Origin of the sequence: Amycolatopsis alkalitolerans, from assembly GCF_006152065.1 — a bacterium.
GTDB lineage: Bacteria > Actinomycetota > Actinomycetes > Mycobacteriales > Pseudonocardiaceae > Amycolatopsis_E > Amycolatopsis_E alkalitolerans.
The window spans coordinates 232,890-254,723 of the sequence record NZ_VDFW01000004.1; the positions used below are offsets into that span (position 1 = coordinate 232,890).

The 21,834-nt window shown below is 70.0% G+C and carries 26 protein-coding genes and 1 pseudogene; 19 read left to right on the plus strand and 8 right to left on the minus strand.

Features of this window, described 5'->3' with window-relative positions:
- Nucleotides 1–58: 58 nt before the first annotated feature.
- On the plus strand, nucleotides 59–1,216 hold the full coding sequence (locus tag FG385_RS07050; RefSeq protein WP_139095791.1) for an NAD-dependent epimerase/dehydratase family protein: 1,158 nt from the start codon (nucleotides 59–61) through the stop codon (nucleotides 1,214–1,216).
- A 19-nt stretch (nucleotides 1,217–1,235) separates the two neighbouring features.
- On the plus strand, nucleotides 1,236–1,583 hold the full coding sequence (locus FG385_RS07055; protein WP_139095792.1) for an MmcQ/YjbR family DNA-binding protein: 348 nt from the start codon (nucleotides 1,236–1,238) through the stop codon (nucleotides 1,581–1,583).
- Between the two features lie 3 nt (nucleotides 1,584–1,586).
- On the opposite strand, the gene sepH is transcribed toward FG385_RS07055, so the two are convergent.
- The 5 genes and pseudogenes from sepH to FG385_RS07080 all read right to left on the minus strand — a co-directional run bounded on the left by sepH (nucleotide 1,587) and on the right by FG385_RS07080 (nucleotide 6,572).
- The gene (gene sepH, locus FG385_RS07060; RefSeq protein WP_139095793.1) at nucleotides 1,587–2,414 is read right to left on the minus strand and encodes a septation protein SepH; all 828 of its coding nucleotides are present in this window, start codon (nucleotides 2,412–2,414) and stop codon (nucleotides 1,587–1,589) included.
- A gap of 172 nt (nucleotides 2,415–2,586) precedes the next feature.
- Nucleotides 2,587–3,711, minus strand: a complete 1,125-nt coding sequence (gene serC / locus FG385_RS07065) for a phosphoserine transaminase (RefSeq protein ID WP_139095794.1) — start codon at nucleotides 3,709–3,711, stop codon at nucleotides 2,587–2,589.
- A gap of 12 nt (nucleotides 3,712–3,723) precedes the next feature.
- Nucleotides 3,724–5,070: a serine hydrolase domain-containing protein gene (locus FG385_RS07070; RefSeq protein WP_139095795.1), complete on the minus strand. Its 1,347-nt coding sequence runs from the start codon at nucleotides 5,068–5,070 to the stop codon at nucleotides 3,724–3,726.
- Between the two features lie 21 nt (nucleotides 5,071–5,091).
- Nucleotides 5,092–5,204 (minus strand): annotated as a pseudogene (locus tag FG385_RS07075) (DNA-binding response regulator); the annotation flags it as partial.
- A gap of 234 nt (nucleotides 5,205–5,438) precedes the next feature.
- Nucleotides 5,439–6,572, minus strand: coding sequence for a citrate synthase 2 (locus FG385_RS07080; RefSeq protein WP_139095796.1), 1,134 nt, complete (start codon nucleotides 6,570–6,572; stop codon nucleotides 5,439–5,441).
- Between the two features lie 250 nt (nucleotides 6,573–6,822).
- Here FG385_RS07080 and FG385_RS07085 point away from each other — a divergent pair, with 250 nt between their 5' ends.
- The 14 genes from FG385_RS07085 (at nucleotide 6,823) to FG385_RS07150 (ending at nucleotide 16,543) form a co-directional block, all read left to right on the plus strand.
- Nucleotides 6,823–7,125 (plus strand): urease subunit gamma, encoded by a 303-nt coding sequence (locus FG385_RS07085; protein WP_139095797.1) that lies wholly within the window; start codon nucleotides 6,823–6,825, stop codon nucleotides 7,123–7,125.
- 90 nt (nucleotides 7,126–7,215) lie between these two features.
- A complete protein-coding gene (locus FG385_RS07090; RefSeq protein ID WP_139095899.1) occupies nucleotides 7,216–7,515 on the plus strand; it encodes an urease subunit beta in 300 nt (99 codons plus the stop codon).
- 73 nt (nucleotides 7,516–7,588) lie between these two features.
- Nucleotides 7,589–9,307, plus strand: a complete 1,719-nt coding sequence (locus FG385_RS07095) for an urease subunit alpha (protein ID WP_139095798.1) — start codon at nucleotides 7,589–7,591, stop codon at nucleotides 9,305–9,307.
- A complete protein-coding gene (locus FG385_RS07100; RefSeq protein WP_139095799.1) occupies nucleotides 9,307–9,987 on the plus strand; it encodes an urease accessory protein UreF in 681 nt (226 codons plus the stop codon). The genes FG385_RS07095 and FG385_RS07100 overlap by 1 nt, the downstream gene beginning before the upstream one ends.
- Nucleotides 9,977–10,666, plus strand: a complete 690-nt coding sequence (ureG, locus tag FG385_RS07105) for an urease accessory protein UreG (RefSeq protein ID WP_139095800.1) — start codon at nucleotides 9,977–9,979, stop codon at nucleotides 10,664–10,666. The genes FG385_RS07100 and ureG overlap by 11 nt, the downstream gene beginning before the upstream one ends.
- On the plus strand, nucleotides 10,663–11,385 hold the full coding sequence (locus FG385_RS07110) for an urease accessory protein UreD (RefSeq protein WP_139095801.1): 723 nt from the start codon (nucleotides 10,663–10,665) through the stop codon (nucleotides 11,383–11,385). Before ureG ends, FG385_RS07110 begins: the two co-directional genes overlap by 4 nt.
- Nucleotides 11,386–11,480: 95 nt before the next feature.
- On the plus strand, nucleotides 11,481–12,152 hold the full coding sequence (pdxH, locus tag FG385_RS07115) for a pyridoxamine 5'-phosphate oxidase (protein WP_139095802.1): 672 nt from the start codon (nucleotides 11,481–11,483) through the stop codon (nucleotides 12,150–12,152).
- Between the two features lie 69 nt (nucleotides 12,153–12,221).
- Nucleotides 12,222–12,491 (plus strand): hypothetical protein, encoded by a 270-nt coding sequence (locus FG385_RS07120; RefSeq protein ID WP_139095803.1) that lies wholly within the window; start codon nucleotides 12,222–12,224, stop codon nucleotides 12,489–12,491.
- Complete coding sequence (locus FG385_RS07125) at nucleotides 12,491–12,901, plus strand: type II toxin-antitoxin system VapC family toxin (protein ID WP_139095804.1); 411 nt, start codon at nucleotides 12,491–12,493, stop codon at nucleotides 12,899–12,901. The genes FG385_RS07120 and FG385_RS07125 overlap by 1 nt, the downstream gene beginning before the upstream one ends.
- Before the next feature lie 91 nt (nucleotides 12,902–12,992).
- Nucleotides 12,993–14,273 carry an MFS transporter gene (locus tag FG385_RS07130; RefSeq protein ID WP_139095805.1) on the plus strand — a complete coding sequence of 427 codons (1,281 nt, stop codon included), beginning with the start codon at nucleotides 12,993–12,995 and terminating at the stop codon, nucleotides 14,271–14,273.
- A gap of 126 nt (nucleotides 14,274–14,399) precedes the next feature.
- A complete protein-coding gene (locus FG385_RS07135) occupies nucleotides 14,400–14,753 on the plus strand; it encodes a hypothetical protein (protein WP_160148739.1) in 354 nt (117 codons plus the stop codon).
- A 10-nt stretch (nucleotides 14,754–14,763) separates the two neighbouring features.
- A complete protein-coding gene (locus tag FG385_RS07140; protein ID WP_139095807.1) occupies nucleotides 14,764–15,834 on the plus strand; it encodes a C40 family peptidase in 1,071 nt (356 codons plus the stop codon).
- Entirely contained in the window at nucleotides 15,831–16,127 is a 297-nt protein-coding gene (locus FG385_RS07145) for a hypothetical protein (protein ID WP_139095808.1), read from the plus strand. The genes FG385_RS07140 and FG385_RS07145 overlap by 4 nt, the downstream gene beginning before the upstream one ends.
- A complete protein-coding gene (locus FG385_RS07150; protein WP_139095809.1) occupies nucleotides 16,124–16,543 on the plus strand; it encodes a YbaB/EbfC family nucleoid-associated protein in 420 nt (139 codons plus the stop codon). The genes FG385_RS07145 and FG385_RS07150 overlap by 4 nt, the downstream gene beginning before the upstream one ends.
- Nucleotides 16,544–16,546: 3 nt before the next feature.
- On the opposite strand, the gene FG385_RS07155 is transcribed toward FG385_RS07150, so the two are convergent.
- Together FG385_RS07155 and FG385_RS07160 are read right to left on the minus strand one after the other, a co-directional pair.
- On the minus strand, nucleotides 16,547–17,365 hold the full coding sequence (locus FG385_RS07155) for an MBL fold metallo-hydrolase (protein WP_139095810.1): 819 nt from the start codon (nucleotides 17,363–17,365) through the stop codon (nucleotides 16,547–16,549).
- Entirely contained in the window at nucleotides 17,365–17,940 is a 576-nt protein-coding gene (locus FG385_RS07160; protein WP_139095811.1) for a TetR/AcrR family transcriptional regulator, read from the minus strand. The genes FG385_RS07155 and FG385_RS07160 overlap by 1 nt, the downstream gene beginning before the upstream one ends.
- A 57-nt stretch (nucleotides 17,941–17,997) precedes the next feature.
- On the opposite strand from FG385_RS07160, the gene FG385_RS07165 reads away from it, so the two are divergent.
- Genes FG385_RS07165 through FG385_RS07175 form a run of 3 tightly spaced genes read left to right on the plus strand, consistent with a single transcriptional unit; the run spans nucleotide 17,998 to nucleotide 20,613 of the window.
- A complete protein-coding gene (locus tag FG385_RS07165; protein ID WP_139095812.1) occupies nucleotides 17,998–18,906 on the plus strand; it encodes an aldose 1-epimerase family protein in 909 nt (302 codons plus the stop codon).
- Nucleotides 18,893–19,390 (plus strand): GNAT family N-acetyltransferase, encoded by a 498-nt coding sequence (locus FG385_RS07170; RefSeq protein WP_139095813.1) that lies wholly within the window; start codon nucleotides 18,893–18,895, stop codon nucleotides 19,388–19,390. Before FG385_RS07165 ends, FG385_RS07170 begins: the two co-directional genes overlap by 14 nt.
- A gap of 11 nt (nucleotides 19,391–19,401) precedes the next feature.
- Entirely contained in the window at nucleotides 19,402–20,613 is a 1,212-nt protein-coding gene (locus FG385_RS07175; RefSeq protein WP_139095814.1) for an amidohydrolase, read from the plus strand.
- A gap of 57 nt (nucleotides 20,614–20,670) precedes the next feature.
- Here FG385_RS07175 and FG385_RS07180 read toward each other — a convergent pair whose 3' ends face one another.
- Nucleotides 20,671–21,816, minus strand: a complete 1,146-nt coding sequence (locus tag FG385_RS07180; protein WP_139095815.1) for an acyl-CoA dehydrogenase family protein — start codon at nucleotides 21,814–21,816, stop codon at nucleotides 20,671–20,673.
- Nucleotides 21,817–21,834 lie beyond the last annotated feature (18 nt).

A 21,834-nucleotide genomic window follows, 5' to 3' on the forward strand; every position in this document is an offset into this window, starting at 1 on the left:
TTCGGTAAAGTCACGCGGACAGAACGGAAATTCCGAACAGGGGGAGGCGGACGGTTCTATGCGGGTTCTGGTCTTGGGCGGAGACGGGTACCTCGGCTGGCCAACCGCGTTGCATCTCTCTGATGCGGGATACGACGTCGCGGTGCTGGACAACCTGGCCCGTCGCGGCTACGACGAGGAGCTCGGCGTCGACAGTCTGGTTCCCATCGCCGATCTCGAAACCCGTGTCACCGCGTGGGAACAGGTGTCGGGCCGGCGGCTCGCGTGCTACGTCGGAGACCTGCTCGACGCCGAGTTCGTCCTGGACACGGTGCGGGAGTTCGCGCCCGGGGCGATCGTGCATTTCGCCGAGCAGCGCGCCGCGCCGTATTCCATGATCGACCGGGCCCATGCGGTCTACACCCAGCACAACAACGTCATCGGCACGCTGAACCTGCTGTTCGCGATCGCCGAGACCGACCCGGACATTCACCTGGTCAAGCTGGGCACGATGGGTGAGTACGGCACCCCGGACATCGACATCGAAGAAGGCTGGCTCGAGATCGAGCACAACGGCCGCCGCGACCGGATGCTCTATCCGAAACGACCGGGCTCGTTCTACCACCTGAGCAAGGTGCACGACTCGCACAACATCGAGTTCACCTGCCGCGTCTGGAGCCTGCGCGCCACCGACCTCAACCAGGGTGTCGTGTACGGGCAGCAGACCCCGCAGACCGCGCGCGACGAACGGCTCGCCACCCGCCTGGACTACGACGCCGTGTTCGGGACCGTGCTCAACCGCTTCGTCATCCAGGCCGTCCTCGGCCAGCCGCTGACCGTCTACGGCGGCGGCGGGCAGACCCGCGGTCTGATCGACATCCGCGACACCGTCGAATGTATCCGCCTCGCCGTCGAACACCCCGCCGCCCGCGGCGAGTTCCGGGTGTTCAACCAGATGACGGAGGCCATGTCCGTCGCGCAGATCGCCGACGTCGTCGCCGAAGCCTTCCCGGGGCCGGTCCACATCGACCACCTCGACAACCCCCGTGTCGAAGCGCCCGAGCATTACTACAACGTCAAGCACACCGGGCTGGTCGAACTCGGTCTCCAGCCACACCTGCTCGGCGACACCCTGCTCGAGTCCCTGTTCGACATCGTCGCCACCCACAAGAACCGCGTCGAGTCGGAGGCGCTGCAACCACAGATCCGCTGGCGCGCACCTGTGGACCAGGGCTGACCGGAGCGACAATCCTCGCATGGACCCGCTCGTTTCGTTGCGGAAGCTGTGCCTGGCCCTGCCGGAGACGACGGAGCGACTGAGCCACGGCGAGCCGACCTGGTTCGTCCGCGGCAAGAAGACCTTCGTCATGTACGCGAACCATCACCACGACGAGCGCCTGGCGTTCTGGTGTGCCGCACCGCCGGGCGTGCAGGAGGAACTCGTCGCGCAGGAACCGGACCGGTTCTTCCGGCCGCCGTACGTCGGGCATCGCGGCTGGCTCGGGGTTTGGCTCGACGTGCCCGTGGACTGGACCGAGATCCAGTCCATCGTGACCGAGGCCTACCGCGTGATCGCGCCGAAGAAGCTCGCCGAAGGGCTGTGAGCGTCAGCCGCGCTGCGAGCGGACGCCGAGCAGGACGTCCTCCCACGCCGGGACGGCCGGATGGTTCTTCTTGGCCTTCGGCTTTGCCGGCGGGGCGGGCTTCGACGCCTGCTCCGGCTCGGGCTTGGGCTCGGCGGGCGGCTCCGGCGCGACGGCCTCAGGCTCTTCGGGCTTCTCGCTGGTCAACTCGGGCTGCTCCGGCTCGGCGACCGGCAAGGGCTCGGGTTCGACCGCGCGAAGGGTGCGTGGCGCGCGGTGCGGATCGAGGAGGTCCTCGGCGTGCTCGTCGAGCGCGGTGACCGTGCCGCCGTGCGCGCCCGGCGCGAACGACCAGTGCGCGCGCATGTCGGAGCGCCCGGTCTGCCAGCCCAGCGCGACGACCCACTTGCCGTCGTCGCCCTTCCAGGCGTCCCATTCCGCGTGCGCGTAGTCCTGGCCGCGCACGCCGAACGCGTACGCCACGACCTCGCCGAGAGTTCGCACGTCCGGCCCGTCCTCGCGGATCGGGTGCGCGCTCTGCGCGAGTTCCGCGATGCGCGAGCGTTCGAGGAGCACCGGATACGCGAACCGTTCCACGCGCTGTTCGGGCACGCCCGCGGAGGCCGCCACCTGCTGCACGGATTCGCCGGCCCGGATCCGGGCCTGGATCTCACGTGGTCGCATCTGACTCTCCAACTCGATTTCGATCTGACCGAGCCGGGTGATGTCCCCCCTCGCGGCCGCCCGCAGTCTTTCATCGGCCGGAAGCAGAAAACGTTCGCGGCGCGCCGGGTCTTCGCACACGATGGACTTCCCGTCCTCGTGTATCCCGACAACCCTCAGCGCACGCATCAGCCGCCTCCTCCAGGCTTCACCTTTCCAGTGCCAACGGTAGGACGGCGCGTCGCCTTGACGGTGCAGGCGCGCCGAGACTTCGTCATCCAATTGCCGGGCCTCACCCCGGTCCCGGGCAAGGGAGTTCTGCCCACTCGCCGAGAGCGACCCGCCGGGCCTGGCGCTGCTGCTACTTCTCGGAAAGCCGCTCGACCACGAACTCGATGCAGCTGATCAGCGCGGTGATGTCACCGGGCTCGATCGCCGGGAACATGCCGACGCGTAGCTGGTTGCGGCCCAGCTTGCGGTACGGCTCCACGTCGACGATGCCGTTGGCGCGCAACACCTTCGCGACCTCAGCGGCATCGACCTCGTCGATGAAGTCGACCGTGCCGACGACCTGCGAGCGCAGCGCCGGGTCCTTCACGAACGGCACCGTGTAGCTGGTCTGCTCGGCCCATTCGTACAGCCGGTCCGAGGAGTCCTTGGTGCGCGCCACGGTCCACTCGAGGCCGCCGTTGCCGAGCATCCACTCGATCTGGTCGGCGAGCAGGAACAGCGTCGCGACGGCGGGGGTGTTGTACGTCTGGTCCTTGCGCGAGTTGTCCAGCGCCGTGGTCAGCGACAGGAACTCCGGGATCCACCGGTCGCTCGCGCCGATTTCGCGGACCCGCTCGATCGCCGCCGGGGACATGAGCGCGAGCCACAGGCCGCCGTCCGAGGCGAACGACTTCTGGGGCGCGAAGTAGTAGACGTCGAAGTCCTCGGCCTTGACCGGCAGGCCACCCGCGCCCGAGGTCGCGTCGATCGCGACGAGCGCGCCCTCGCTGCCCGCGGGCCGCCGGACCGGCACGGCGACGCCGGTCGAGGTCTCGTTGTGCGCCCAGCCGACCAGGTCCGCGCCCGGCTCGTAGGCGATCTCGGGGGCGCTGCCCGGCTCCGACTTGACCACGATCGAGTCAGCCAGGAACGGGGCGCCCTTGGTCACCGCGGCGAACTTCGAGGAGAACTCGCCGTACGTGAAGTGCTGCGCGCGCTCGCGCACCAGGCCGAACGCCGCGGCGTCCCAGAACGCCGTGGTGCCGCCGTTGCCGAGCACGACCTCGTAGCCCTCCGGCAGGGAGAACAGCTCGGACAATCCCGCGCGTACCCGCCCGACCAGGGACTTCACCGGCTTCTGCCGGTGGGATGTGCCCAGGTACTTCGCCCCCTCGGAGGCGAGGTTGGCGAGCTGCTCCGCCCGGACCTTCGAGGGCCCGCAGCCGAAGCGCCCGTCGCGGGGCTTGAGTTCAGCGGGGATCGTCAACTCGGTCATGCGCCCAGTCTGTCATGGGCGCCAGCCGTGCTCGTCGACACCGCCGGGGATCGGGGCGGCCGGGTCGTACGGCGTGCGGGTGAAGATGAAGGTGGCGAGGTCCAGGTGGTTGGGGGTGCCGTCGGCGGTGCGGCCGATCCGCAGGGTTTCGCCCGCGTAGTACCCGTCGAGTCCGAGCCACTCGTCCGGTCCGACGGGGCGGAACCGGGACGCGCGGCCGCTGGCCACGGGGCGGAGGTCGAACATCCCGCCGGGGATCAGCCGTAGGAGGTAGGACGTCGGACCCCAATGCCACAGCCCGGTCAGCGCGAGCAGGGACCGGTCGACCTCGGACGGCCGCCACGGCGACGGCAGCTTCGGCTCCTGCTCATCCGCCGTCGCGATCAGGTCGATGACCAGCGACAGCAGCGCGGGACCCGAGGTCGTGTTGGCCATCGCGAGGGCCCCGGTGCCGGTGGTCGGGTCGATCATCGAGGTCGCCAGGAAGCCAGGCATGGAACCGGTGTGCCCGGCCAGCCGCCGGCCCTGATGGCGCACGAGCTGGAGGCCGAGGCCGTAGCCTGCGGTCCACGAGTCGCCGTCGTCGACGGTCGCGACCGCGCGCATCTCCGCGATCGTCTCCGGACGTAGGACGTCCGCCGTGTCCCCGCCGACGAACGCCGTCCAGCGGGCGAGGTCGGTGACGGTGGACCACAGCTGACCGGCCGGTGCCATCGCGCCCGCGTCGGGGGCGGGCTCGGGCAGCAGCAGATCGGCGTAGGGGTGCACTGCGTACCCGCTCGCGTGCCTGCCTTCGGGATGTGGCGAGGTGCGTGACATGCCGAGCGGGGCGAGGATCTCCGCTCGCGCCGCGTCGAGCCAGCTCATCCCGCGGTGGCGCGCCACCAGTTCGCCGAGCACGCCGTACCCGACGTTGGAGTAGTGGAACCGGCTGCCGGGCCGGTTCTTCACCGCGTCCTGCGCGAGGCTTGCCGCCAAAGCCGCCCAGTCACCGCCGGCGCTGCGCTCCCACCAGGAACCGGGTGACTCGGAGGTGAGCCCGCCGGTGTGTGACAACAGTTGTGCGATTGTCGACGATCCGAAGCTGGTACCGGACACGTGCTTGTCGAGCGGGTCGTTGAGGTCGAGCCTGCCCTCGTCACGCAGCCGCATGACGAGCACCGCGACGAAGGTCTTGGTGATCGAGCCCAGCCGGTACTGCGTGTCGTCGTCGGGCGGCGTGTCCCCGACGAACCCTCGTTCGCCCGACCACAGCAGCGCGCCGTCCCGCACCACGGCGGCGACGATCGACGGCACGCGCGCGGCGGACTGTTCCGTGGCCAGGCGGCGGAGCAGGGAGAACTCGGTGCTGGGCAGCATGCCGATATTCTGCCCGCCGGATCAGCCCGGCAACCCCCGGGCCGTCGCGGTGGTCACCGCCGCGGTCCGGTCGGAACGTCGAGCTTCCCGAACACGCGCAGCAGGTGGGTCTTCACCGTCGCCTCGCCGATGTGCGGCGGGAGCGCGGGGAGCCGGATCGAAGCGGGCGAAATGCCGGACCGTCTCGCCGGCGGTCGGCCGCCTCACGTCGTTCGCGGTCTGCAGGACGATGCCGTCGACCGCGACCTGCCCCGGGTACTCCTTGCGCAGGCCGCGCACGCTGACCGTCATGCCCAGAGCACGCGGCTCGGGTGCCCCGCCGCGGGACGCCCGAGCCGTGGAACCTCAGATCCACCGTTCGGTGGACGTCAGCCGCTGACCTTGTCCCAGCCTTCGACCTCCCGTGGCTGCCGCGGGCCGGGGCCGACGTAACCGGCCGACGGGCGGACCAGGCGGCCGGTGCGCTTCTGCTCGAGGATGTGCGCGGCCCAGCCCGCGGTGCGGGCCGAGGTGAACATCGCGGGCATCATGTGCGGCGGCACCTTCGCGAAGTCCAGGATCACCGCGGCCCAGAACTCGACGTTCGTCTCGATAGGACGGTCGGGGCGCCGCTCGCGCAGTTCCGCCAGCGCGGCCTGCTCGAGCGCTTGGGCGACCTCGTACCGCTCGGCACCCAGTTCCTTGCAGGTACGGCGGAGCACCCGGGCCCGCGGATCCTCCGCGCGGTAGACGCGGTGGCCGAAGCCCATCAACCGCTCCTTGCGGTCGAGGATGGTCTTCACCAGCTTGCGCGCGTCCCCGATGCGCTCGACCTCTTCGATCATCGGCAGCACCCGCGCGGGGGCGCCGCCGTGCAGCGGGCCGGACATCGCGCCGATCGCCCCGGACAGGGCGGCGGCGACGTCGGCGCCGGTGGAGGCGATCACGCGGGCGGTGAACGTGGAGGCGTTGAGCCCGTGCTCGGCGGCGGACACCCAGTACGCGTCGACGGCCTTGACGTGCGCCGGGTCCGGCTCGCCACGCCAGCGGACCATGAACCGCTCGGTGATCGTCTTCGCCTCGTCGACCCTCGCCTGCGGCACGGCTGGGACCCCGATACCGCGCGCGGACTGCGCGACGTAGGACAGTGCCATCACCGACGCGCGGGCCAGGTTGTCGCGGGCTTCGGCGTCGCTGACGTCCAGCAGCGGCTGGAAACCCCAGATCGGCGCGACCATCGCGAGCGCGGCCTGCACGTCTACCCGCACGTCCCCGCTGTGCACGGGCAGCGGGAACGGCTCGGCGGGCGGGAGGGGATGGCCGAACTTCGCATCGACCAGCAGGCCCCACACGTCACCGAAGCTGACCTTGCCGGCAAGGTCCTCGATGTCGACACCGCGGTAGCGCAGAGCGCCCCCGTTGCGGTCGGGTTCGGCGATTTCGGTGCGGAAGGCGACCACGCCCTCCAAGCCGGGCCTGAACCCGTCTTCCTGGTTGGTGACAGCAGGCGCTGAGGTAGTCACGGTAAGAGACCTTTCGACGCGCGTTCCCCGACAGATGCTTCAAGTTCACGACTCGCGCGAGCGACACGCGGGGTACGCGCTTCGTCGCACGGATCACCAAACGATGCACCTACCCGTCGCGGGTCGCAATCGAAAGAAGCGGTGGTTTCGGTCACGATTACGAGAACGATTCAGTCTGGACGGCCTCTCGCGTGTAAATCCTGTGTTTCTGCGGGGCGCGTGCGCGGGCGAGCGGTGATAGACCTAGCGCATGCACCTCAGCCCTCAAGAACGGGACAAACTGCTCGTCCACGTCGCCGCCGACGTGGCGCGGCGCCGGCTCGAGCGCGGGGTGAAGCTCAACTACCCCGAGGCGGTCGCGCTGATCACCGACTACGTGCTCGAGGGCGCGCGCGACGGGGCGAGCGTCACCGATCTCGTCGCGGGCGGGCGCCATGTTCTCTCGCGGGACCAGGTGCAGCCCGGAATCCCCGAGATGGTCGACGCCGTGCAGGTCGAAGCCACGTTCCCGGACGGCACGAAGCTCGTGACCGTGCACGACCCGATCGTCTGATGGAGGCACCGCATGAGCGAGCGCGACGCAGGAGCGCTGCGGCAGAGGACCGGCGGGGCGCGGGATCTCCCGCATCAGCACCGGGCTCGCATGCGCCCAGGAGAGATCATCCCGGCGGATGATCCGGTCGAGTTGAACCCCGGCCGGCCGCGGATCACGCTGCGCGTGGTCAACACCGGCGACCGGCCCGTGCAGGTCGGCTCGCATTTCCACTTCGCGGAGACCAACGCGGCCCTGGACTTCGACCGCGACGCCGCGCGGGGGCACCGGCTCGACGTCCCGGCCGGCACGTCCGTCCGGTTCGAGCCGGGGGTGGACCGCGAGGTGGACCTGGTTCCGCTGGCGGGCAAGCAACTGGTCCCCGGGTTGCAGCGGAAAGGTCTCGCATGAGCGAGCTTGCGAGCGAATCATTCAGCACTGCGCCCCCGGCGAATGCCGCACCGAGCGCCAGCGAGGTGCGCGCATGAGCGGCGTCGAGCGTGGGCGGTACGTCGAGCTTTTCGGGCCGACGGTCGGCGACCGAGTGCGGCTCGCCGACACCGACCTGCTCATCGAGGTCACCGAGGACCGCAGCATGGGCCCCGGCGCCGGGGACGAGGTGATGTTCGGCGGCGGCAAGGTCATCCGCGAGTCGATGGGCCAGGGCATGGCCACCCGCGCGGAGGGCGCCCCGGACCTGGTGATCACCGGCGCGGTGATCCTCGACCACTGGGGTGTCGTCAAGGCCGACGTGGGCATCCGCGACGGCCGGATCGCCGGGATCGGCAAGGCGGGCAACCCCGACACGATGGACGGGGTGGACCCGGCGCTCGTCATCGGGCCGTCGACGGAAGTGCTGGCGGGCAACGGAAAGATCCTCACCGCGGGCGGGATCGACTGCCATGTCCATTTCATCTGTCCACAGCTTGTGGACACCGCGCTCGCGGCCGGGCTGACCACGCTCGTCGGCGGTGGTACGGGGCCGGTGGAGGGCAGCAAGGCCACCACCGTCACGCCCGGCGCGTGGAACCTGGGCCGGATGCTGCGCTCGATGGACGGTATGCCGGTCAACGTCATGTTGCTGGGAAAGGGAAACACCGTCCGGCATGAGGCGTTGCGTGAGCAGTTGGAGGCCGGTGCGGGCGGGCTCAAACTGCACGAGGACTGGGGTTCGACCCCGGCGGCGATCGACGCCGCGCTGGCCGTGGCCGGCGAGTACGGCGCGCAGGTGGCCATCCACACGGACACGCTGAACGAGGCTGGGTTCATCGAGTCCACTGTGGACGCCATCGCCGGGCGGTCGATCAACGCCTACCACACCGAGGGCGCCGGTGGTGGGCACGCGCCGGACATCATCAAGGTCGTGTCGTTGTCCAACGTCCTACCTTCCTCGACGAACCCGACCAGGCCGCATACGGTCAACACGCTCGAAGAGCATCTCGACATGCTGATGGTGTGCCACCATCTCAACCCGTCGGTGCCGGAGGATCTCGCGTTCGCGGAAAGCCGGATCCGGCCCACGACGATGGCGGCCGAGGACGTGCTGCACGATCTGGGTGCGATCTCGATGATCAGTTCGGACTCGCAGGCGATGGGCCGGATCGGTGAGGTGATCATCCGGACCTGGCAGACCGCGCACGCGATGAAGCGCCGCCGCGGTTCGCTGCCCGGTGACGGGGCGGCGGACAACCTGCGTGCCCGCCGGTACGTCGCCAAGTACACGATCAACCCGGCGATCGCGCACGGGATGGCGCACGAGATCGGCTCGGTCGAGGTCGGCAAGCTCGCCGACCTTGTGCTGTGGGAGCCGAAGTTCTTCGGTGTGAAACCGCATGTCGTGCTCAAGGGCGGGTTCGGCGCGTGGGCGGCGATGGGCGACGCGAACGCGTCGATCCCGACCCCGCAGCCGGTGCTCGCGCGCCCGATGTTCGGCGCGCAGACGCCCGTCGCGGCGGAGACCAGCCTGCACTTCGTCACCGAGGCGGCGATCAAGGCCGATCTGGCCGGCACGTTCGGGCTCCGGCGGCGGCTGGTGGCGATCGAGGACACCCGTGCGGTCGGCAAGGCGGACATGGTGCTCAACGATGCGATGCCCGACGTGCGGGTGGACCCGGACAGTTTCTCCGTGCACGTCGACGGCGAACTGATCGAGCCGCGGCCGGTGGAAGAACTCCCGATGGCGCAGCGGTACTTTCTTTTCTGATGGACGTCACCGCACTGCTGCTGGCCGACTCCCGCTTCCCCGGCGGCGGGCATGTCCACTCGGGCGGCCTCGAGGAGGTCGTCGCGCGCGGGCTCGTGACCGCCGAGGAGGAGCTGCCCGCGTTCCTGCACGGTCGCTTGTGGACCGTGGGGCTGGTGGGCGCCGCGTTCGCCGCCGCCGCGGCACACGCGGCCCGCCGCCGCGTCCATAGTGGACACTGGGTGCGGCTCGACGCGGAGTTCGACGCGCGCACGCCTTCGCTCGCGCAGCGCGAGGCTTCGCGCGCGCAGGGGCGGGGCACCGCACGGGCGGGGCGGATCGCCTGGCCCGCGGTCGGGGAGTTGCTCGCCGTGACGCCGCGGCCGCACCATCCGATCATCACCGGGGCGCTCGTGGGGGCCGGTGGCGGCCTGCCGCGCGAGGCGGCGCTGGCCGTCGCGTACCTGTCGGTCTCCGGTCCGGCGAGCGCGGCGGTGCGGCTGCTCGGGTTCGACCCGTTGCGGGTCAACGCGATCGTGGCACGATCGGCGCCGGCGCTGGAAGCCGTCGCCGACGAAGCCGCCGCCACCGCGGGCGCCGAACCCGCGGAGCTGCCCGCGTCCAGCGCCCCGGCGCTGGATCTGCTCGCCGAAGCGCATCTTCGGCATCACAAGGAAGAGGTGCGTCTCTTTGCCAGCTGAGCACGGGCATGGTCATTTCCACGCCGTGAACTTCGATCCCACGGTCGCCGAACCCGATCACCACGAGGCCGCGCCGAAGCACGGCCGCGCGTTCCGGATCGGCATCGGCGGTCCGGTCGGCAGCGGGAAGACCGCACTGGTCGCCGCGCTGTGCCGGGCACTGGGCGACGAGTTGAACCTCGCCGTGGTCACCAACGACATCTACACGACCGAGGACGCGGACTTCCTGCGCCATGCGGGCGTGCTCGACGTCGAGCGCATCGAGGCCGTGCAGACCGGTGCGTGCCCGCACACCGCGATCCGCGACGACATCACCGCGAACCTCGACGCCGTCGAGCGACTCGAAGAGCGCTTTCCCGGCCTCGAGCTGGTGATCATCGAAAGCGGCGGTGACAACCTGACGGCGGTGTTCAGCCGCGGTCTCGCGGACAGCCAGGTGTTCGTGGTGGACGTCGCGGGCGGGGACAAGGTGCCGCGTAAGGGCGGTCCCGGAGTCACGACCGCGGATCTGCTGGTGATCAACAAGATCGATATCGCCCATCTCGTCGGCGCGGACCTGGACGTGATGACCTCCGACGCGCACCGGATGCGCGGTGCGCTGCCGGTCATCACCCAGTCCCTTGTGGACACTCCGGACGCGCCCGAGGTCGTCGACTGGGTTCGTAAGCAGCTGGGATGAGGGCCGACGCCCGGCTGGTGGCCGAGTACCGCGACGGGCGCACCGTGCTGCCGGAGCTGAAATCGATGTCGCCGCTCATGCTGATCCCGAAACGCACCAGCGGCGACGCGATCGTGCACCTGGTCAACTCCGCGAGCTCGCCGCTCGGCGGGGATGAGCTGCGGTTGTCGGTGCGGGTCGGGCCCGGGGCGCGGCTGCGCCTGTCGGGGGTCGCGGCGACGCTCGCGCTGCCGGGGCAGGGCGGCGGCAGGAGCCGGTTCACGGTGCGCGTGGAGGTCGAGCGGGGCGGGGTGCTCGAGTACCTGCCGGAGCCCACGGTCGTGACCTCGCGGGCCCGGCACACCGCGGAACTGTTCGCGACGCTGGAGGACGGGGCGAAGCTGCACACGCGGGAGGTCCTCGTCCTCGGCCGCGAGGGCGAACGGGCCGGTCTGCTGCGAAGCACTCAGCGGATCGAACGTGCCGGGCTGCCGGTCCTTCACCAGACGTTGGACGTTGGATCTCTGGACAGCCTGGCGCATCTCGCGGGATGGCGGGTGCTGGCAACGGAGTTGCTGGTCGGCGGCGAGGAGGCGACCAAGCCTGCCGGCGGTGAATGGTGGTCGTTGACCCCGCTCGCGGCCGGCGGTGTGCTCATCACGGCGCTGGCACTCGACGCGGTGACGGCGGGGCGGGATCTTGATCGAGCCAGAGCGGCGCTGGGCAAAGCGTCGTGGTAGGCGTCACCGTTCGGCGGGTTCCGCCCGGAGGTCGCAGGCCCTAACGTCATCCTTCATCCACTTGTCTCACGCACGCGCGGGCGCGGAGGTTCCAGATGCCGGAGGTCGGTGACATCGACGACGCGGCGGTACGTCTGCCGGGGATGCGGGTCGCCTACGAGGGGGACTCGCTGGACGAGAACGATCTGGCGGATACCTGGACGGAACAGCTGCAGAGCTGGCTGAACCGGGCCGTCGCCGCGGGTGTCGCCGAACCGAACGCGATGGTACTGGCCACCGCGGACGCCGAAGGGCGCCCGTCCTCGCGAACGGTGCTGTGCAAGGGGCTGGACGAACGCGGGGTGGTGTTCTACACGAACTACACCTCGTCGAAGAGCCACGATCTGACCGTGACGCGGTACGCGTCGGTGACCTTCCCGTGGTACGCGCTGCACCGGCAGGTGACCGTGCGGGGTGAGGTCGAGAAGGTGGACATCAAGGAGACGGCCGCGTACTGGGCCTCGCGGCCGCGTGGTTCGCAGCTGGGTGCGTGGGCTTCGCCGCAGTCGCAGGTGGTCCGCAGCAGGCGCGAGCTGGACAACGCGCTGAACTCGATCGAGCGCCGGTTCGCCGACGTCGAGGAGATCCCGTTCCCGCCGCACTGGGGCGGCTGGCGGATCAAGCCGGACACGGTGGAGTTCTGGCAGGGGCAGGAGAACCGCCTGCACGACAGGCTGCGCTACGTCCGCACCCACGACGGCTGGATCGTGCAGCGGGTGGCGCCCTAGGTTGGCGGGCTCCACACCAACCAGTACGAGGCGGTACCGCGCGTGGTGTTGGATCGGTACCACCTTTGTATGGCGACCAACTTGCGGCTGGGTGGCGAGGCGGAGGCAGCCTTGCGGGCTGAGGCCGAGCGCACCGGGCGTTCGCAGCAGCATATCCTGCGTGAAGCAGTCGGGAAGTACCTCGGGCTGATCCCGAGCCAGGCTGACCATGTCGATCCATTGATCGCCCGTGGCAAGGTCGCGCCACCGCGTGTCCCGTTCCGCGATGTACGGCCGCGGCTACACCTGGAGCAGGGTGAGAGCAGCCTGGACTTGCTCGATCGCGACGACCGCACCTGATGCGCGTCTACCTCGACAGCAGCGCATTGCTCAAGCGGGTCATCGATGAGCCGGAGTCCGAGTACCTGAGGGTCGCGCTGCGCGACCACGTCGACCAGCACGCGGCCCTGGTGTCGTCTCGGTTGGCGTCGATCGAGGTGAGCCGGGCCATCCGCGCGCGGTTCGCCACCGGTTACGCCGCTGCGGCGGACTTCGTTGACGACGCCATGTCCGGCGTCGCCGAGTACTCGGTCGGCGACGAGGTCGTCAGTCTCAGCCAACGCCTGAACCCGAACCGTTTCCGCTCACTCGACGTGATCCATGTCGCGTCCGCCATGTTGCTCGATGCGGACCTGGTGATCACCTATGACGATCGGATGGCCGACGCAGGAGAACAGAACGGACTGCGCTGTGCCGCGCCCGGTCGATAATGGCGCCGCACTGCCTCCTTCTCGCTGAGCCCTCCCACTCCACGGAAAATCACATCGGCTCAACTCCTTAGCTCCGCTAACCTGGTGTTTTGTGAGTGTCGAGGCGGGGGCCGGGAGTAAGCGCAGGCGGTTCGGGAACATCGTCATCGACACGAAGCCGCTGCAGGTACCGGCCTTCCGGCGGCTCTGGATCGGCACCGCGGTCACCGCCATCGGCAGCCAGTTGACCACCGTCGCCGTGCCGAAGCAGGTCTTCGACCTCACCGGCTCCTCGGGCTGGGTCGGTCTCACCGGCGCCGTGGCGCTCGTGCCGCTGCTCGTGTTCGGCCTGTGGGGCGGCGCGATCGCCGACACCGTCGACCGCCGGAAGCTGCTGCTGTTCGGCAACGCCGGTATCGCCGTCATCTCCGCGCTCTTGTGGCTCCAGGCCTGGCTGAACATCGGCTCCGTCTGGCTGGTGCTCGCGCTTCTCGCCCTCAACCAGGCGTTCTTCGCGATCAACATGCCGACCCGGAGCGCGATCGTGGCCCGACTGGTCGCGCCGGAGTTGCTACCGGCCGCGACCGCGCTGTCCGGCACGATGAACATGTTCGGCACGATCTTCGGCCCGATGGCGGCCGGTGCCCTGATGCCGGTGCTGGGCCTGCCGACGCTCTACCTCCTCGACACGATCGCGCTGGTGCTCACGCTGTACACGGTGTGGCGCCTGCCCGCGCTCCCGCCGCTGTCCGGCCAGGTGCGCCGCGCCGGGTTGCGGGACGTGATCGACGGCTTCCGCTACATGGGCACCCAGAAGGTGCTGCTCGCGAGCTTCGTCGTGGACATCATCGCGATGGTCGCCGGGATGCCGCGGGCGCTGTTCCCCGAGATGGCCGAGCGGACCTTCGGCGACCCGGCGGGCGGCGGGCTCGCGCTGGGCTGGCTGTACGCCGCGATCCCGATCGGCTCGGTGCTGATCGGGCTGCTGTCGGGCTGGCTCGGCCGGGTCCGCCGCCAGGGCGTCGCGGTCGTGGTCGCGATCTGCGCGTGGGGCGCGGCGATCGCCGGCTTCGGGCTGGCGCACGCGCTGTGGCTCGCGATCGCCTTCCTAGTCATCGGCGGGGCGGCCGACATGGTCAGCGCCATCTACCGCCAGTCCATCCTGCAGGCCGCCGCGACCGATGAGATGCGTGGCCGCATGCAGGGCGCCTTCACGGTCGTCGTCGCGGGTGGGCCGCGGATCGCGGACGTCACGCATGGCTGGGCCGGGGCCGGGCTCGGCACCGCGGCCGCGTCGACAAGCGGCGGACTGCTGGTCATCGTGCTGATCGCGGTCGCCATCGCGCTGCTGCCCGCGTTCTGGCGGTACCGGGCCGGCGCGGTGGTCGAATAGGCGGTTTCACCCGCGCGTGGCCGCCCGATGGGGCACCATATCCGGCATGGCTGAATCTCGCGGGACACCGTCCCCTGCGGTGGCGAAAAAGCACGCCACAGCGTGGGCCCACCCCGGTCGGCTGGCATGAGCGGGGCTTCGCCGTCGTCGCCCAGGCAGCCTCCAGCCGGGATCTCCGTCGACCCCGCTGACCTGGCGCGATACGACTCGCACGCCGGGACACTCTCGGGCGACATCGTGGGCGCCGCGAAGACGCACCTCGCGGGCAACCTGTCGCTGCCCGGCAACCTGTTCGGCGACCTCGGGCGCGAAAGCGGCCTGCACGATTCGCTCGCGGACCATCTCGACCGGATGCACACCCACGTGCACTCCGTGGCGGGCAGCGTGCACGACCTCGGCCAGTCCGTAGCCACCGCGAAGAACGACTACGAGTACGACGAGCACGAATTCGGCGAAACGTTCCGCCGGATACTCGGCTGAGGGGGCCCGCGTGGCGATCGACCTGGCGCCCTACGAGGCGCCGATCAAGGAGGCGGCGGACAAGCTCGAAGGGGACACCGGCGCGTCCGACAAGGCGCAGGCGGACCTGCACGCGCTGTCCAAATCCCTGGCCGACTACGGCACGCGGCACCAGACCGAGGCGGGCAAGCTGCGGGGCAACTGGGTCGGCGACCGCGGTGACCTGTTCGGCGTGAAGGCCAAGGAACATACGCAGGCCCTCGACGACGCGTCGAACTGGGCGTCGTCGACGGCGCGGACCATCGGTGACGCGACGAGCCTGGTCAAGGACGCGCAGCAGCAGTGCCAGGCGCTGCTCAGGGAATTCGACGCCGACGCCCGCACGCTCGCGGAAGCGGCCGCGAGCAGCAAGGATCCCGGCGCCGAGATGCAGGCCCGCGCGGTGATCGCGGGTATGTCGGCGAAGTACGCGAAGGAAGCCGCGGACATCGTCAACGCCGCCAAGGGCCGCTTGCAGGACCTGATGAGCGGCATGAACGCCACCGCGCCCGCGTCGGCTCCGCCGGCCGGCCCGCTCGGCTCGCGCACGAGCGGCGTCAGCAGCGGCGGTGGCGGAGGCGGCGGTGAGTACAGCGGCGGCGGGAGTGCCCCGTCGAGCGGGCACGCCATGACCTTCCCGCCCTCGGACCAGTACGGCAGCGGGCCGCAGATCAAGCTCCCCGGCGGCCAGACAGTGAACGCGCCGAACGAGCGGGCCGCGATCGCCGTGCGCGCGGCGCTGTCCAGGCTCGGGCTGCCCTACGTCTGGGGCGGAACGGATCCGAATCGCGGGATGGACTGCAGCGGGCTGACGCAGTGGGCGTACGGCCAGGCGGGGATCAAGATCCCGCGCACGGCCGCGACGCAGACCATCGGGCAGAAGGTCGACATCCACGACATCCAGCCCGGTGACCTGGTCATCTGGAGCGGGCACGTCGCGATGTACATCGGCAACGGGCAGATGGTCGAGGAGCCGCACACCGGTGACGTGTGCCATGTCGTCCCGCTGCGCACGAGCAACGCGGGCGAGCCGCTGCTGGGTGTGTTCAGGCCTTCGGCATGAACGATTTCGCGGCGATAGTGGGCAAGGCGAGTGCGGACGGGGTGACCGTCGAGGTCGGCATCGGCGGGCGGTTGCGGTCGGTGAAGCTGAGCCCGCAAGCGATGCGGTACGGCGCGCCGTACCTTGCGGAAACCGTGGTTTCCGTCGCCGCGCATGCGACGGCGAAAGCGAACCAGCGCTTCGCGCAGCTGCTGGGCCGGGAAGCGGAGCAGGTCGGCGAGAAGCTCGGCCTCGGTTTCGACCCGGAGCTGGCCTCCGACGACGACTTCGAACGCGACTGGACCCGAGGATGAACGACAGACGCACGGCGGAACGCCTCGTCGCCGACGCCGACGAGCGGTTGAGGCTGACCGCGGAGCTGCCCGCACGGCTCGCGGAACTGCGCGGCTGGGCCTACAACGGCGCGGACGACGTTCGCGTGACGGTCGATGTGCACGGCGCGCTGAAGGACTTGAAGCTCGACGAGTCCGCGCTGCGGCTGGGCGCGGAGGAGCTGGGCGCGCAGATCGTGGAGTTGTCGCACCGGGCCCAGCAGGCCGCGTTGGCCGAAGGGGTGAACGTCCTGGGGGACGCGCTCGGGGACGCGGCCGCGCTGGACATGATGCGGTCGGCCGGCCTGGCAACGGATCCGGACGCCGAGGTGGTGCCGTACACCCCGGGCGTGGATCCGAACGCGGGCCGGTGGGAGGTCATCCCGCCGGCCCGGTGACGGTCAGCTCAGCCGCCGCAGTTCCACCGGGTCATGCGCGGAGAACACGGTCACCTCGCGGTGGTCCCGTCGCAACTCTCGCAGCCGGCGCTGGTTTTCCCGCCGTTGCGCGGGAACCATCTGCACCTTCCGCTCGAACAATGCGAGTCCGGGCGGGCAGTACGGCCGCACCGGATCGATCTCGTCGTGGAAGAAGTACGCGTCACCGGCGTTGAGCTGCCAGCCGTCGTCACTCAACACCGCGACGCCCGCATGCCCGCGCGTGTGCCCGGCCAGCGGAACCAGCAGGATGTCCGGCGGCAGGCCTTTCAGCTCCCGCACCGCCCCGAAGCCGAACCATTCTTCGCCGAGGTCCGCATAGGACATCCACTTAGGACCATGCTCGAACTGCACCCCCCGGTACCGCCAGCGTTCGGCTGCGCTCGCCGGTGACCGCAGCGTCCGCAGCTCCTCCTCGTACACATGCACGGTCGCCTCCGGGAAGTCGACCAGCCCGCCCGCGTGGTCCAGATCGAGATGCGTGAGTACGACATGGCGGACGTCCTCGACCGCGTACCCGAGCCGTTTCACTTGCTCCACGGCCGTTTCCGCGAGCGAGGGACGGGCGCCGACCAGCTGGACGAACGCGTTCCCCAGCCACTCGCCCGGCCGCCGCACGCTGGGGGTGCCCATTCCGGTCTCGACGAGCACCAGTTCGGAACCGGCTTCGACCAGCAGGCAATGGCAGATCAGCTCGGCCCGGTGCCCGAGACCGCCGCGCCCGTCGATGAGCCGGCCGCCGGCCGGTCGCATGGTGCCCGCGTTGAAATGGTGGACGCGCATCAGTTCTCCTTCTGGAGGAAGAGCCGCAGGTGATTGGCGACGGCCCGGAGCGGACCGGCGTGCCGCTTGACCTTCGCGAGCATGAGCGCGCCCTCGATCGAGCTGAGCGCGAACAGGCTCAGCGATTCCGCGCGCTCGACGTCGAATCCTTGCCGCACAAAATAATCGGTGATGATCCGTTGCCAGGATGAGTAGCCGTCGGCGCAGGCTTCGCGGATCCGCTCACTTTCCGCGCCGACGTCCATCGCGACTGTCGCTATTGGACACGCGCGCTGGAATTCGGACTCTTCCAGGGTTGTCGCCAGCGTGTCGATGACGGTGGTGATCGCTGATTCGGGGTCGGGCGCGGCGTCGAGTAGGTCCCGCAGCGTCGTGGCCAGGCGTGCGCCCGAGACCGCGACGGCTTCCGCGGCCAGTTGCTCCTTGCCACCGGGAAAGTGGAAGTACAGCGAGCCCTTCGGGGCGCCACCCGCGGTCACCAGCTGGTTGAGCCCGGTCGCGTGGTAGCCCTGCGTGTGGAAGAGATCGGCGGCGGACTCCAGCATCCGCTGGCGGGTATCGGTGCGGCGAACCATGGGCTTGAGACTATGACGACCGGTCTAGTTAGTCAAGAGATCGCTAAAGTCGGCGCCATGGCCAACCCCACGGGACAGCAGTTCGAGATCGCTCGCGGCTCCGCTCGCGCCGTGATCACCGAGATCGGCGCCGGGCTGCGGGCATTCGAGATCAACGGCGTGCCCTACCTCGAGACCTTCGACGCCGACGCCGAACCGCCGAAGGGCGCCGGCCAAGTGCTGCTGCCGTGGCCGAACCGCACGAAGGCCGGGCAGTGGACCTTCCACGGGGAGAAGCAACAACTGGAGGTCACCGAACAGGCGCGTGGCAACGCCATCCACGGGTTGGCCAGGCACCGCGAGTGGACGCTCGTCGAGCACGCCGAATCCTCGATCACGTTCGAGATCGACGTCGAGGCTCAACCGGGCTGGCCGGTGCCGTTGCGTGCCCGCATCACCTACGCGCTCGCGCCCCGCGAGCTGACCGTCACGCACGAGATCCGCAACGAGGGCGAGTCCGAGATCGGTGTCGGGGTCGGCACACACCCGTACTTCCGCATCGGCGACGTGCCCACCGACGAGCTCACCCTGACGCTCTCCGCGACGCGGGTCCGCCCCTACGAGGCCGACGAGCAGTTGCCGTACGCCCCGGAACGGGACGTCGAGGGCACCGAATACGACTTCAGCGCGGGCACTCCGGTCAGCCGCATGGATCTCGATACCGCGTTCGGCGGGCTGACCCTGAGCGAGGACGGGCTGCACCACCACGTGCTCGCGAGCGGGGACAAGCGCCTCGACGTGTGGACCGGGCCCGACTTCAAGTGGGTGCAGGTGTTCACCCCGGCCGACCTCGTCGGCCGGGGCCGCGCGATCGCGATCGAGCCGATGACCTGTCCCGCGGACGCGCTCAACTCGGGCACCGACCTCGTCGAGCTCGAACCGGGCACGTCGTGGACCGGCAGCTGGGGTATCCGTGTCCACGGCTGATCCCCTCAGGCTCGGCGAGCCCGACGCGGGCGAGTTGCTCACGCTCCAGCTCGCCGCCTACGTGCAGGAGGCACGGGCGCATCGGAACGTGGACCTGGTGCCGCTGCTCGACACGCTCGAAGACGTGCGCGCGGCTCTCCGCGATCCCGCGCTTCTCGCTTGGGGCATCAGGGATTCCGGGCGGCTGGTCGCGAGCGTCCGGGCGCGCGTGCGCGGTGAGATCGGCGAAGTAGGGCGGCTCGTGGTCGCCCCGGACCAGCAGCGCCGCGGGCTCGGCCGGTCGCTCATGCTCGCGGTCGAAGTCCTGCTCCCGCCCGAGGTCACCACGCTGCTCCTGTTCACCGGCCAGCATTCGGCAGGCCCGCTCGCGCTCTACGCGTCGCTCGGCTACACCGAGACCCACCGCACCCCGGAAGCCGGCTATGAGCTGGTCCACCTGGAGAAGGCCCGCCCTCGGAGCACGCCGGTGAACGCGGTTCGTTAGCGTGTCGAACCATGGCGAGCGCGATTGTGGGCGGTTACGTGGTGCCGGTCGACGGTGAGCCGATCGACGGGGGCACGGTCCTCATCGAGGACGGGAAGATCGTCGCCGTCGGCACGGATGCCGACGTCGACATTCCCGACGAAGCGGAGCTCATCGACGCGGCGGGGTCCTGGGTGCTGCCCGGGTTTCTCGACGCGCACGTTCATCTCGGGGTGCACGAGGAGGGCGAAGGCTGGTCGGGTAACGACACCAACGAGATGACCGACCCGAACGGCGCCCGGTTCCGCGCGATCGACGGCATCGACCCGTCGGACGTCGGGTTCGACGACGCGCTGTCCGGCGGGGTGACGAGCGTCGTGGTCAAGCCGGGTTCGGGCAACCCGATCGGCGGCCGGACCATCGCGGTGAAGACCTGGGGCCGCACCACGCTGGACATGGTCTTCGCCGAGAACGTGAGCGTGAAGAGCGCGCTCGGCGAGAACCCGAAGCGCGTCTACGGGGACAAGAAGGTGACGCCATCGACCCGCCTCGGCGTCGCGGCGATCATCCGCGAGGCGTTCACGAAGGCGCGGAACTACGCCGCCCAGCGCGAGCACGCGAGGTCGGAAGGCAAGCCGTTCGACACCGACCTGACGCTGGAGACCCTCGCCGAGGTACTCGCCGGGGAGCTCTACTGGGACCAGCACACCCACCGCGCGGACGACATCATCACCGCGATCCGGCTGTCCGAGGAGTTCGGCTACCGGCTGGTCGTCAACCACGGCACCGAAGGGCATCTGATCGCGGATGTGCTGGCGGAGAAGGGGATTCCGGTGATCCTCGGACCGCTGTTCACCACGCGCTCGAAGGTCGAACTGCGCAACCGGACGCTGCGCTCCGCCGGTGTCCTGGCCAGGGCCGGGGTGCAGCTGGCGATCACCACGGACCATCCGGTCGTGCCGATCAACTTCCTTGTGTACCAGGCGGCGCTCGCCGTGAAGGATGGTCTGGACCCGGACGCCGCGCTGCACGCGCTGACCGTGAACCCGGCGCGCATGCTCGGGCTGGACGGCAAGGTCGGTGCCCTCAAACCCGGACTGGACGCGGATGTGGTCATCTGGTCCGGGGACCCTCTGGACGTCATGAACCGGGCGCTGCGCGTGTTCGTCCGCGGGCGTGAGGTGTACACGTTCGACGAGGCGCGCGGTGAGGGCGTGGTCGTGGATCGCCAGTACCGGGAGTGATCACCTCCGTTGCCGTGAGGGGGTCCCTCACGGCCGAAAAGGGCATGAGGGGGTCCCTCACGGCAACCGGACGCTCTTCAGGTCCCTGGCGATGACCATCCGCTGGATCTGGTTCGTGCCCTCGAAGATCTGCGGCACCTTCGCCTCGCGCAGGTACCGTTCCACCGGGAAGTCGCGCGTGTACCCGGCCCCGCCGAGGACCTGGACGGCGTCGGTGGTCACCTTCATCGCCGCATCGGTCGCGACGAGCTTTGCGATCGAGGCCTGCCGGCGGAAGGGCAGGCCTCGGTCCCGGCGCCGGGCGGCGTCGAGGTAGGTGGCGCGGGCCGAATCGACGGCCGCGGCCATGTCGGCGAGCAGGAATTCCAGGCCCTGGAACTCGATGATCGGCTTCCCGAACTGGCTGCGGCCCTTGGCATACGCCACCGCCTCGTCGAGCGCCGCTTGTGCCAGACCCACCGCGCACGAGGCGATCCCAAGCCGGCCGGAGTCCAATGAGGACAGCGCGATCCGCAGGCCGGTGCCCTCGGCGCCGATCAGGCGGTCCGCGTCCACGCGTGCGCCGGTGAAGATCATCTGGGTGGTCGTGGACCCGGTGAGCCCCATCTTGCGTTCGGGTGCGGCCGCGGCCAGGCCGGGCGTCTTCCCGTCGACGAGCAGGCACGAGATCCCGTCCGGGCCGGTGCGGACCATCGTCGTGTAGAAGTCCGCCTGCCCGCCATGTGTGATCCACGCCTTGGTCCCGTTGACGACGTACGCGTCGCCGTCGAGCGTCGCGCGGGTGGACAGCGAGGCGGCGTCCGAACCGGCGTGCGGCTCCGACAGCGCGTACGCGCCCAGCAGTTCGCCTTCCAGCATCGCCGGCAACCAGCGGTCACGCTGCCCGTCCGTCCCGTGGTGCGCGAGCGCGAAGCACGACATCGTGTGCACCGACAGCCCGACGCCGATCGACATCCACGCGGCGGCGACCTCCTCGAGCACCTGCAGGTACACCTCGTACGGCACCTCGCCGCCGCCCCAGCGCTCCGGGTACGGCAACCCCAGCAGTCCCGACTTGCCCAGCGTCCGGAACTGCTCGCGCGGAAAGCGCTCGGCCTCCTCGTACGCCGCGGCATGCGGTTTGAGTTCCTCGCGCGCGAGTTCGATCGCCAGCGCGAGCAGGTCCTCGGACTCACGGTCCGGCAACAGGCGTTCGACGGGCATCGCGGCCTCCGGGAGCGT